8 protein-coding genes are annotated in these 11,090 nt (G+C 69.0%); 7 read left to right on the top strand and 1 reads right to left on the bottom strand.

Features of this window, described 5'->3' with window-relative positions; all coding sequences use genetic code 11:
- Positions 1 to 841: MMPL family transporter (locus tag U9979_RS08510; protein WP_322778936.1), on the bottom strand; the 841-nt coding region annotated here is incomplete at its 3' end.
- A gap of 209 nt (positions 842 to 1,050) precedes the next feature.
- Here U9979_RS08510 and U9979_RS08505 point away from each other — a divergent pair.
- From U9979_RS08505 to U9979_RS08475, 7 genes are all read left to right on the top strand, one after another.
- Positions 1,051 to 1,563 (top strand): NUDIX hydrolase, encoded by a 513-nt coding sequence (locus tag U9979_RS08505; protein WP_322749952.1) that lies wholly within the window; start codon positions 1,051 to 1,053, stop codon positions 1,561 to 1,563.
- Between the two features lie 252 nt (positions 1,564 to 1,815).
- Positions 1,816 to 2,631, top strand: coding sequence for a hypothetical protein (locus U9979_RS08500; protein ID WP_322778935.1), 816 nt, complete (start codon positions 1,816 to 1,818; stop codon positions 2,629 to 2,631).
- A 338-nt stretch (positions 2,632 to 2,969) separates the two neighbouring features.
- Complete coding sequence (locus tag U9979_RS08495) at positions 2,970 to 3,860, top strand: hypothetical protein (protein WP_322778934.1); 891 nt, start codon at positions 2,970 to 2,972, stop codon at positions 3,858 to 3,860.
- A gap of 283 nt (positions 3,861 to 4,143) precedes the next feature.
- Positions 4,144 to 4,872, top strand: a complete 729-nt coding sequence (locus U9979_RS08490) for a flavodoxin family protein (protein WP_322778933.1) — start codon at positions 4,144 to 4,146, stop codon at positions 4,870 to 4,872.
- A gap of 249 nt (positions 4,873 to 5,121) precedes the next feature.
- A complete protein-coding gene (locus U9979_RS08485; RefSeq protein ID WP_322778932.1) occupies positions 5,122 to 5,706 on the top strand; it encodes a hypothetical protein in 585 nt (194 codons plus the stop codon).
- Positions 5,707 to 5,815: 109 nt separating this feature from the next.
- A complete protein-coding gene (locus U9979_RS08480; RefSeq protein ID WP_322778931.1) occupies positions 5,816 to 6,787 on the top strand; it encodes an effector-associated domain EAD1-containing protein in 972 nt (323 codons plus the stop codon).
- A gap of 67 nt (positions 6,788 to 6,854) precedes the next feature.
- A partial coding sequence (locus U9979_RS08475; protein ID WP_322778930.1) for a WD40 repeat domain-containing protein occupies positions 6,855 to 11,090 on the top strand: 4,236 nt, incomplete at its 3' end.

The following is an 11,090-nucleotide window of genomic DNA, read 5'->3' as shown; positions in this document are numbered from 1 at the left end:
GCAGGGGCATGGCCAGCATCAGCGTGAGACCGATGGCGACCGCCGTGCCGCTGAACACGACCGCGCGGCCGGCTGTCGCCATCGTGGCGACGATCGCGTCCTGCGTCGCCTTACCGCTGTGGAGCTCCTCCCGGTAGCGATAGATGATGAGCAGCGAATAGTCGACAGCGATACCCAGGCCGATCAGCGTGACCAGGTTCTGCAGATACGTCGACAGCTCCATGTAGTGCGCGAAAACCCAGATGATCGCAAGGGTCGTCGGGATCGCGGCCGCAGCGAAGATCAAAGGCAGGAGGAAGGCCAACGTCCCGAAGACGAACGCGAGGATGACGAGCGCGATCGGAATGGCGATGTAGAGTTCGCCGACCTTGAGATCGTGCTTGAACACGGGATCGAGGTCATGCTCGATCGCAGCCTGGCCGGTGACGTAGGCATGAGCACCCGGTACCGTGCCGACCGCTGCCCGCATCCTGTCGGTATAGCCTTTCGCGTCGGCCGGCTCGAGATTCGACACGATGCGGGCGTTGACGATGGAGGCGGACACCGGTTGAACCGATGCGACCTCCCCACTGGGAAGAACGCCGGCCGCCCTGTGCGCCGCCTGATCGACCGTGGGCAGGAGCTGCGGGGCAGACCCCGGCGCGCCGCGCACGACAATCATGAAGGATCCGGTACTCTTCTGACCGAAATGGTCATCGAGGACGCGCTCCGCTCGCTGTGTGTCGGTACCCGGCAGCGAGAAGCGATTCGTCAGAAGGCGACTCAGCCCGGACGCGGCAGCGCTCGACACGACGAAGACAACCACCCAGACCGCCACGACAGCCCACCGATAACGGATCATCGCGCGCGTCCAGCGTTCCATCATGGTCACATACCCGCCGGAGCGCCTGATTATCCGACGGATGCACGGAAACTTACGTTGAACGTGAATGGTCGGGTGTGAACTGGCGAACGTGAACTGGCGAACGTGAACTGGCGAACGTGAACGGTCGAATGTGAACGGTCGGGTGTGAACGGTCGGGTGTGAACGCCGGAGATATCAGAGGTGATATGAGCAACGCACAGCTGCCACCCGCCGATTTCTACGCAACCCTTCCCCGGGTGCTCGCCGCAGCCGGGGCGCTTTTTCGCGATCCAGGCGGCCGGGTCCTGCTCGTCCAACCTACCTACCGCACCGACACCTGGCTGCTCCCCGGTGGCGCCATGGATCCGGGCGAGTACCCCTGGGAGACGGCCCGCCGCGAAGTCCGGGAGGAAATCGGGCTGGAGCTGCAGCCGGGGCGGCTACTCGGCGTCGACTGGGTCCCCGCCCAGGACGACGGACGACCGCCGCTGATCCACTTTATCTTCGATGGCGGAACACTCACCGAAACCGATGCCGAACACAGCGTGCGCCTACCGCCGGACGAGTTGACCGCCTGGCGGCTGTGCACGCCCACCGAGTGCGACACGCTGCTCCTCCCACGGGCGGCCCGACGCATCCAGGCGTGCGTGGCCGCACTTCGCACCGGGCAGACCGCCTACCTGCAGCACGGCTGGTCGCGCCGGGCACCATCGGGCTGACGGCCCACGATGCCGACCCCCGCACGCATCCCGCAGAGCATCCAGACGATGACTGACGCGACCCGTGGCCGGTGCTCCGTCCATACTGGGCACTTCCGTATGGTTCATTTGTGGTCATAAAAGGTCACAAGAGGTCACAAGATGGCGCTGTGGATCCGTCGATCGGCACGCAACGTAGACCAGTGAGAAGCGGGGAGAAGCATGGAACTGCGGCAATCGTTCCAACATCGAGTCTTATCAAAGGCAGCCGTCGTGGGGATCAGCCTGCTCGGCCTGCTTGGCCTGCTGAGCCTGGCTGCGTGCGGCGGCACGGCCTCGGGTCGGAAGGTCAGCGCTCCGGCCAGCGGATCAGCTGGTGCTCCGGCCGGTACGCCGGCCGGGACGTCGACCGGAGCGCCGGCCGACAAACCGGTCGACACGCCAGCCAGTGCGCAGGCCAGCGCGCCGGCAGCCGCCGCGGCACCGATCCTGCATGCGGGCGACTTCGTCCTTACCCAAGGCCCCGAAACGGCCGGCTTCATCCTTGACACATCCCCCGACAAACAGGCGAATCCGCAGATAGCAGAGAGCAAGATCGCGTCTTGCCTCGGCGTACCGCTCGCCGACGTCCAAGACCACGCAACCGACACGGTGGACGGCCCTTTCCTCTCGAGCACCGACGGACTGACCACGGTCGGCTCGCAGGCGGAGATCGCCCCAGCGGCCGACGTGACCCGTGATGCGGCCATCCTCACCCGCGCCCAGGCACCCAAATGCTTTGGCCAGCTCTTCTTCCAGTCGCTCCAGGAAGGAATGGCGGCCAGCGGCGCGCATGCCACCCTCAACTCGACCCGCTCGCTGACCCCGCCCACCGGTGCCACGGGTGCCATACGCATGAGCGTGACGGTGACCGCCAACAGCAAACGGGTCCCCATCACAGTCGACATGATCTTCATCATGTCCGGCCGCGTCGAGAGCTCCCTTATAGTCATCCAGGTGAACGGACTGCCAGACCCCACGCGCGAGCAGAACCTCACCCGTCAGGTCGCCGGGAAGGTCGCCCGGCAATCGGGACTGACCGCCGCGTAAGCCACCGTGAAAGCCACCGTGAAAGCCGCCGCTGGAGCGGGTTCCGGGCCTGCGGTCGTCCGAACCCCCACCCGCACCAGCGTCGTCCGAGGCTGCGGGCCAGCGTCGTCCGAACGATGTGACTTTCGTGCTGCTCCCGTAGCAGCAGATTCACATCCCTCGGTCGATGGGCCGGCGGGCCGGCGGTTATCCACTCCAGCAACGGCACATTCACATCCTTCGGTCGGCGGGCCGACGGTTATCCACAGCTGACGCCAGCGTGACGACTTCGGGCGTGTGCCCTGTCACCGTTCATAGTTGTGACGTCCACCGCAGGTCCGCACGACGGCGGATGGGAGATGATCGCCCGGGATCGCAGCGGCGTGATGGCAGTGCGGGACGCGATCGCGGGCGGCCTGCGCCCCGGGGAACTGCGGTGGCGGGTCAGCACAGGTCGGTGGCAACGGCCGCTACGGGGAGTCGTCGTCACCCACTCCGGGCCGTTGACCCGTCTCCAATGGCTCTGGTGCGCGCTGGAACGGGCCGGGCCGGGAGCCGTCCTTGCCGGGTCCACAGCGGCCACGCTCGACGGTCTGCGGGGGTTCGACGCGGCGACCGTGTTCGTCACTGTGCCGTCAGACCGGCAGCTCACCGGGCATCAGGGGATCGTGGTGCACCGCAGCAGCCAACTCACCTCAGCCAACGTCCATCCGGTCCGCGTTCCCCCGCGGACCAGGTTCGCCCGCTCGGTCGTCGACATGGCGGGCTGGGCGGCCCGGGACGACGACGCCAGGGCCGCGCTCGCCGCCTCCGTACAGCAACGGCTGGTCAGCGTCGGGGAAGTGCGGGCTGCGCTGGACCAGCGCGGGCGAGCGCGGCGTCGCCGCCTGATCGTCGACACGTTGGCAGATCTTGATGTTGGCGCTGAGTCAGTGGCGGAGATGCTGTACCGGCGAATCGAGCGTCGCCACGGCCTACCGCCCGCCCGGCGCCAGCACATGGTCGAGCTGGGCGGTCGTCGCTACCTGGACGTCTGGTACGAGCCATGGCGGGTCTGGGTGGAGATCGACGGGGCCGCACACCGGGAAGCCCGGCAATGGTGGGATGACCTGGCCCGGCAGAATCTCGGAGTGCTCCAGGACCGTCTGATCCTGCGTTTCCCAACGTGGCTGCTGCGGGAGCATCCTGAGCGCGTCGCCGCCCAGGTCGCGCAGGCGCTCCGCCAACGTGGCTGGGATGGCCGCCGCTGACCGGGCATCCGCAGCGGCTGGGGCGGCCCCCCACCGACCGCGGGCACCAGCAGCGGCTGGGCCACCAGCAGGCCGTCCACGAGCAGCGGCTCAACGATGTGAATCCAGTGCTGCTGTAGTAGCAGCAAATTCACATCCTTACTGCATGATCCGCTCTCCCCGCGCGGTCTGGGATGTCCGCGCGGTCTGGTCGACTGCCGGCGGCGGTGGTTAGATCACGGTGGACCGACGGCTGCGACCCACCGTGGCGTCGCTGCGCCATACGGGGACCGGGGAGCGTGTCATGACGACGAACAGCGACGAGACCACATGGCGGTTCGACGGATTGCGGGCGTTGTTCATCAACTGCACGCTCAAGCGCTCACCCGAACTCAGCCATACCGGGGGTCTGATCGATCGCAGCGCCGCCCTGATGGGTGAGCGCGGTGTCGAGGTCACGGTGCTCCGCGCGATTGATCACGATATCGCGACCGGGGTGTGGCCGGACATGACCGAGCACGGTTGGCCGAGTGACGAATGGCCGACCATCTACCAGCAGGTTCTGGCGGCCGACATCCTCGTGCTGGCCGGGTCGATCTGGCTCGGCGACAACAGCTCCGTGATGAAGAAAATGATCGAACGGCTGTACGCCTGCTCGCATCTGCTCAATGAAGCGGGCCAGTACGCCTATTACGGCCGGGTTGCCGGCTGCCTGATCACCGGAAACGAGGACGGCGTGAAGCACTGCGCCATGAACGTCCTCTACAGCTTGCAGCACCTCGGGTACACGATCCCGCCGCAGGCCGATGCGGGATGGATCGGTGAGGCCGGACCAGGGCCGTCCTATCTCGATCCGGGCTCGGGCGGACCGCAGAACGACTTCACCAACCGCAACACCGCGTTCATGACCTGGAACCTGCTGCACCTGGCGAAGATGCTCAAGGACGCGGGCGGCATCCCCACGCACGGCAACCAACGCTCGGCCTGGGACGCCGGCTGTCGGGACGAATACGCCAACCCCGACTACCGCTGACCCGACCGCCGCGGACCCGGGCCGGCGCTGGCCCGACCACCGCCGGCCCGGGTCCGCGGCGGCATGCAGCGGCCCGGATCGACCGACGCTGCCCACCCGCAGCATCAGCATTATCGGCATGTGTCGGCAGATCGGCGAGTGAGACCTGTACGGCCATTTCGCGCTGTTCTATCGTCGATGGGCGTCGACGAAGACGGACACCGCCGATCAACCCGAGCCGAGCGTCTTCCACGGGGGAGCAGATGCGCCATGCCCACCAGCGACACCATCAAAGCAGCCTGGATCGCCGGTCTCCTGGGTGTGGTTGGCACAATCGCCGGCGCGGTCCTCACTAACGGGTACGGACTGGGCCCCTCCCCGCGCCCCACGCCGACGTTCCCGACACCGCTGCCGACCCAGGCAGCATTCACGGCGTCACATCCCACCGCAGCCGCTACCTCTTCGAGATTCACGACGTCACCTCCCAACGCGGCTGCTGTCCCTTCGAGCTATCAAGGCACGTGGACAGGCGTGGTCACGCAGTCAAACAATGCCACCTACCAGCTCACGTTGAAAATCGGTGCCGGCAGTGTGGGCACCGGGGTCGGTTCGTGGCAGGTACCGATTTTCAGCTGTTCGGGGGTGTTGGTTCTGGAGTCCGGCGGCGGACCGTTGGTATTGCGACAAAATACGACATACAACCCGAGCCTTCAGTGTTTCAGCAAGTTCGAGGTCACTGTGACACTGCAGGAAAGCTCCAGGCTCACCTACCAGATCCTCGGCGCCACAACGACGAACGGACAATTCATCAAAGGCAATCCGGTCTTGGGCTCGGGTACTCTGACCCGGCTGTAGGGCGCAGGCTGCGGATGATATTGCGTGCTACGGCTATGGCGGTCCGGGTGGGATCGGCACACCGGGTGATGGCTACGATTTGCCTGCCTGTCCGCAGCAGGAGGTATGCGTGAGCAATGAAGCCAGTGCCGGCGCCGAAGCCGGCGCCAATGCCGACGCGGGGACAGAACGTCCGCCGAGGGTGTTCATCTCCTACGCGCACGCTGGCGGGGCGCAGGAGTCCGCGGGACACGACGAGTCCGTGCGGGAGCTCTACTGGTTTCTGCGCATGCGTGGGATCGACGCGACGTGCGACCTGCCCGCGTCCCAGCGGCGGCAGGACTGGACCCTGTGGATGGAGCGGGAGATCCGCGCGGCCGACTTCATCCTGGTGATCGCATCACCCGCGTATCGGCGTCGGGCCGACGGGGATGCCGCCGCCGACGACGGTCGTGGTGTGCAGTGGGAGGCCGGCCTGGTCCGCGAGGTCATCTATCGCGACCAGCGGGCGGGTTTGCTCCGGGTTCTGCCGGTCGTCCTCCCGGACGCGACCGCCGACGACATCCCGCTGTTCCTCCGGCCCTACTCGACCACCCACTACCAGGTGGATGAGATCTCCGATGCCGGGCTTGAGACCCTCCTGCGGGTCCTGCTCGGTCGGCCGCTGGAGATCGAACCTGCGCTGGGGAATCCCCCGCTGCTGCCTGCACGTCCCGGCCCGGGGGCACTTCAGGCGGTTGCGGTGGATGACCGGCCCGAGCCAGCGGCAGCGGCACGGACAGCTTCGGGATCGGCCGGTGTGGACATCTCGTTGAGCCGTGACGATCGGGATGCGCTGCTGACCGCCCTGGCGGAGAGTTTCACCACCGACATGGCGGCCGAGCGGATGCTGAGCCGTATCGGCTATCCGCGGTCGCGGCGTCCCGGCTTTGCCAATGCCGTACCCGAGCAGATCTGGAACATGATTCTCATCGACCTGGAGAACGGCGCGGTCGCGACGCCGTTCCGGGCGTTGCTGACCTCCGCCCTGCGCGACCAACCCCACAACCGGGTTTTCCGCCTGCTGGCGCAGCGATACGGCGTCGACCCCACCGCCGGCTGACCGGCCCCCGATATCGGGTGGGCTGTGTCGTCGGCGGGGTTACGCTGATCGTCGCAGGGCGGTTCCGGTGAGCAGTCGGTGGGACGCCGACGGGACGCCGGTGGGTAACGGGGGCGGTGTGGACGAGCAACGGGGAAACGGTTCGGGGGCCTCCTCGCGCAACGCCCAGCCCGTGGACGGCGCCCTGCGCGCCTGGGCGGTCGCGCATGCCCGCACCGTGGGCCGCACGGGTGATCCGTCGGGGATGCCGCCGTGGCCGGACGGTGCGCGGCCGGCCGGGCCGGGTCCGCGGTGGGACGAGCCGTGGGGGCCGGGTGACGTCGTCGTCGCCGAACCGCCGGCCACCCTGACCGGCCACACCGATGAGATCAACTCGGTGGAGTGGGCGACCGGCCCCGACGGCCGGCTGCTACTCGCCTCAGGCAGCGACGACGCCACGGTGCGGATCTGGGATCCGCACACCGGTGCCACCCTGCACACCCTGACCGGCCACACCAGCTGGGTCAACTCGGTGGGGTGGGCGACCGGCCCCGACGGCCGGCTGCTACTCGCCTCAGGCGGCGGCGACCGGACGGTGCGGATCTGGGATCCGAGCACCGGCCACACCCTGACCGGCCACACCGGCACGGTCCGGTCGGTGGGGTGGGCGACCGGCCCCGACGGCCGGCTGCTACTCGCCTCCGGCGGCACCGACGACACGGTGCGGATCTGGGATCCGCACACCGGCCACACCCTGCACACCCTGACCGGCCACACCGGCCCGGTCCGGTCGGTGGGGTGGGCGACCGGCCCCGACGGCCGGCTACTACTCGCCTCAGGCAGCGCCGACGACACGGTGCGGATCTGGGATCCGCACACCGGCCACACCCTGCACACCCTCACCGGCCACACCGACACGGTCTACTCGGTGGGGTGGGCGACCAGCCCCGACGGCCAGCTGCTACTCGCCTCAGGCAGCGACGACGCCACGGTGCGGATCTGGGATCCGACCACCGGCCACACCCTGCACACCCTGACCGGCCACACCGGCCCGGTCTTGTCGGTGGGGTGGGCGACCGGCCCCGACGGCCGGCTGCTACTCGCCTCAGGCAGCAACGACCGGACGGTGCGGGTCTGGGATCCGACCACCGGCCACACCGTGCGCACCCTCACCGGCCACACCAGCTGGGTCAGGTCGGTGGGGTGGGCGACCGGCCCCGACGGCCGGCTACTACTCGCCTCAGGCAGCGCCGACCGGACCGTCCGGATCTGGGATGTCGAGGTCACGTCCTCGCTACCGGCTGCCGCCGTCACCACAGGTGACAAGCCCGCGGTCCCCGCGACCGATCCGACGCCCCGCCGGCCGCGGGTCGTCGGGTCGCACGTAGGCCAGGTGTGGTCGTTGGCGTTCGTGGATCATGCCTACGGCTCCCGCCAACTGGTCTCCGGCGGTGCCGACGGCGCTGTGATGATGTGGGATACCCAGGGGTCCGGTGCGTCGCGAACCATTACCCGGCATGAGTCCCAGGTGCGCGCGATCGCCGCCTGTGAACTGGGGCGCAGCGGTTCGGTGGCGTCCGTGTCCGAGGACGGGACGAACCGCGTCACCGTCATCGACGGCGACGCGGCGCCAACCCAGGGCTGGCTCGGCGGCGCGCTGCGAGCGGTCGCCACAACACGGCAGTCGGACGGCTCGTGGTTGCTCGCGTACGCGGGGGACAGCGCCATCGTGCACACACAGCACATGCTGCCGGCGACATCGACGGTGGATGGATGGCGCACGGGAATGTCGAGTGAGTTATCCGGCCACGACAACCGGGTGCTGGCGCTCGCTTTCGGGGTCGCAGTCAACGGCCAACCCGTGCTCGCGAGCGGCGGGCTCGACCGGACGATCCGGCTGTGGTCCCCGCCAGACTGGGATCCAGAAGACAGCCCGAGGCTGGCACGAGGCTGGGAGCCTCTGGCGGAACTCGACGGCCATACCGGGTGGGTCACATCGCTGGCATTCGCCGCGGGCGAGGGCGCCCAACTGCTGCTAGCCTCGGCCAGCCACGATCATACGGTGCGAATCTGGGATGTCATCAGCGGACGGCTGCTGCAGACGCTGGAAGGTCACGGGGCGCCGGTGTGGACGGTGTGCTGGGTGCCATGGCCGGACGGCCGGCGGATGTTCGCCTCCGGCGGTAACGACGGCAACGTCCGGATCTGGGACGCCGACGCAGGCGACCAGATCGACATTCTTTCCCACCCGACCGACGTCCTCACGGTCGCGGCGTCCACCGCCGACGATGGCACTCCGATCATCGTCACCGGTGGCGATGACGGCCAGATCCGCCGGTGGGATCTTCCGCGGTCGGACGAGCCGTGGGGGCCGGGTGAGGTCGTCGTCACCGAACCACCGGCCACCCTGACCGGCCACACCGGCACGGTCTGGTCGGTGGGGTGGACGACCGGCCCCGACGGCCGGCTACTACTGGCCTCGGGCAGCGCCGACGCCACGGTGCGGGTCTGGGATCCGCACACCGGCCACCTCCTGCACACCCTGACCGGCCACACCGGCCCGGTCTGGTCGGTGGGGTGGGCGGCCGGCCCCGACGGCCGGCTGCTACTGGCCTCGGGCAGCAACGACGCCACGGTGCGGATCTGGGATCCGCACACCGGCCACCTCCTGCACACCCTGACCGGCCACACCCGCACGGTCTGGTCGGTGGGGTGGGCGGCCGGCCCCGACGGCCGGCTGCTACTGGCCTCGGGCAGCGCCGACGCCACGGTGCGGATCTGGGATCCGCACACCGGCCACACCCTGCACACCCTCACCGGCCACACCAGCGGGGTCTACTCGGTGGGGTGGGCGACCGGCCCCGACGGCCGGCTGCTACTCGCCTCGGGCAGCAACGACGCCACGGTGCGGATCTGGGATCCGCACACCGGCCACACCCTGCACACCCTGACCGGCCACACCCGCCCGGTCTACTCGGTGGGGTGGGCGGCCGGCCCCGACGGCCGGCTGCTACTCGCCTCGGGCAGCGACGACGCCACGGTGCGGATCTGGGATCCGCACACCGGCCACACCCTGCACACCCTCACCGGCCACACCGGCACGGTCTGGTCGGTGGGGTGGGCGACCGGCCCCGACGGCCGGCTGCTACTCGCCTCGGGCAGCGCCGACGCCACGGTGCGGATCTGGGATCCGACCACCGGCCACACCCTGCACACCCTCACCGGCCACACCAGCTTGGTCTTGTCGGTGGGGTGGGCGACCGGCCCCGACGGCCGGCTACTACTCGCCTCAGGCAGCTCCGACGCCACGGTGCGGATCTGGAACGTGACAGTGCCGCCACCGCGGCCGGATGCGGCCGTCACGGCTGATCCGGTCCCGTCCCGGTGGCAGACGGAAGCGGCCGGTCTGATCCTGCTGGGCGCGGGTGAATTGTGGCCGCCGCTGTCGACCATCCACGACCTGATTGCGATCACAGCAGGTAGAGCCGCCCGGCCCGGCACCCCACCCAGCCATGATCATTTGATGGGTGGAACAGGCCAGCTGGGCGATGCGGGCGGCACGCTGTACGACCCGCGGATCCGGGCACTAGCCACCCACCCCGGGATCATCCGTCTCCGCCAGCTGGCCTGGCCACCGGCCGCCCGTGTCGGGTTCGCCGCACTCCTCGCCACCGACCTGCACACCAACCCCGCCTATCTGCCACCGGCGGGCAGCAGCCCGGTTGGCCAGCGCGACATGCTGCACACCGCTCTCCACAGCCCGGCCGGCACACCCAGCCCACCACCGGTGAACATCGACCGGCTCCACACCGCCGCCAACCGCATCGACGGGCGACTGACCGCCCTCCTCGCCATCGTCGGACCCGACGCGATCGCCACCGACCCCACCCTGCCGCTACGGCTCCGCGACCGCGCCCCGGCCATGCCCCCGCTGAACGGCACACACCTGACGCTCCTCGCCGACGCCACCATCCTCACCACCACCAGCCAGAACCATGCCGCCACCGCCATCCACAACCCCGGCAGCGCCGGCATCACCCACCACGGCACGATCAGCCACCTGCTGCCGTCCCAACTCGCCCTCCCCGCCGACGCTTTCAGCCTGCGCCTCGCCCGCGGCGACCTCCTCTACCGCCTCCACGCCGCCACCCCCACATCCCCACCCCAACCCGTCACGATCATCCTCGACACCACCCCACCCACGTTCGGACCCGTCGAAACCGTCCTCCGCCTCGCCGCCCATCTCCTCACCGTCACCCTCTGGCGCACAGGCCAGCACCCCACCCTCATCACCCTCGACCAGCCCGCCCTGCCACGCCCCCTC

This window comes from Protofrankia sp. Cas4, from assembly GCF_963555915.1.
Taxonomy (GTDB): domain Bacteria; phylum Actinomycetota; class Actinomycetes; order Frankiales; family Frankiaceae; genus Protofrankia.
The sequence above is the reverse complement of the archived record's forward strand: the minus strand, read 5'-3'. Positions and strand labels throughout refer to the sequence as shown.

What these genes read in the sequence shown, in the direction of transcription:
- U9979_RS08505 (WP_322749952.1), top strand. Translation starts at nt 1,051, where the DNA reads ATGAGCAACGCACAGCTGCCACCCGCCGATTTCTACGCAACCCTTCCC.
- U9979_RS08495 (WP_322778934.1), top strand. Translation starts at nt 2,970, where the DNA reads ATGATCGCCCGGGATCGCAGCGGCGTGATGGCAGTGCGGGACGCGATC.
- U9979_RS08490 (WP_322778933.1), top strand. Translation starts at nt 4,144, where the DNA reads ATGACGACGAACAGCGACGAGACCACATGGCGGTTCGACGGATTGCGG.
- U9979_RS08485 (WP_322778932.1), top strand. Translation starts at nt 5,122, where the DNA reads ATGCCCACCAGCGACACCATCAAAGCAGCCTGGATCGCCGGTCTCCTG.